Annotated in this window: 1 protein-coding gene; it reads right to left on the reverse strand. The window is 30.4% G+C overall.

Annotated features, from left to right (window positions below):
* Positions 1-698, reverse strand: a 698-nt coding sequence (locus I6E24_RS16520) for a glycosyltransferase (RefSeq protein ID WP_235329807.1), incomplete at its 3' end; no start/stop codon positions are given.
* Positions 699-701 lie beyond the last annotated feature (3 nt).

Consider the following 701-nt stretch of genomic DNA (forward strand, 5'->3'; position numbering starts at 1 on the left):
TTCTTAACCTTGCTGATAATAGGAAATAATGACAGTTTATCTTGTAAAAATTGAGAAAAACAAAATCTTATAGCCCATGAGTTTCCCCATCCTTCTTTAACAGACCGTAGCATTCCGAAACAATCAGAACCACCCCATTTATTAAAGGCTTTTCCCATTGTTGAGTATCTATTCCAGTCTTTTAATTCCCAGTCTATAGAATTCCATCTATCAGCCCACGTAGCCCAACCCCATGAACTACTTCTGGTACAGAAATAAGCATCAAATTTATACTCTTTTGGTACTTTTACATTATTAGAATATCCACATATTGAAAAGACTTTTTTTTCATCCGCATATTTTTCAATTCCTATATTCATATAAGAGAGGAAATTAGTAGAAAAAACTAAGTCATCTTCTAAAACAATAGCTCTACCGTATTGATTAATAATCTGAGTAACTCCTTGTATTATAGAATTACCTAATCCTTTGTTTTTTTCATTAAAAGTATAATGCAAAGATTTGAATCCTTTTATTTCTTTAACTATATTCTGTACTTCAAGAACTTTCTTATCTTCTCCAGGTTTATTATCTCTTGCCCCATCTACATATACATATAAATTCGAATCTTTAGCTTCTTCATTTTTAAGTAAAGACTCTATTGTATTTTTTAATGCTTCGGGTCTATTGAAAGCAAATATTATTATAGGTGCCAACATATA

Source organism: Bacteroides caecigallinarum (assembly GCF_021530995.1).
Lineage (GTDB): Bacteria > Bacteroidota > Bacteroidia > Bacteroidales > Bacteroidaceae > Phocaeicola > Phocaeicola faecigallinarum.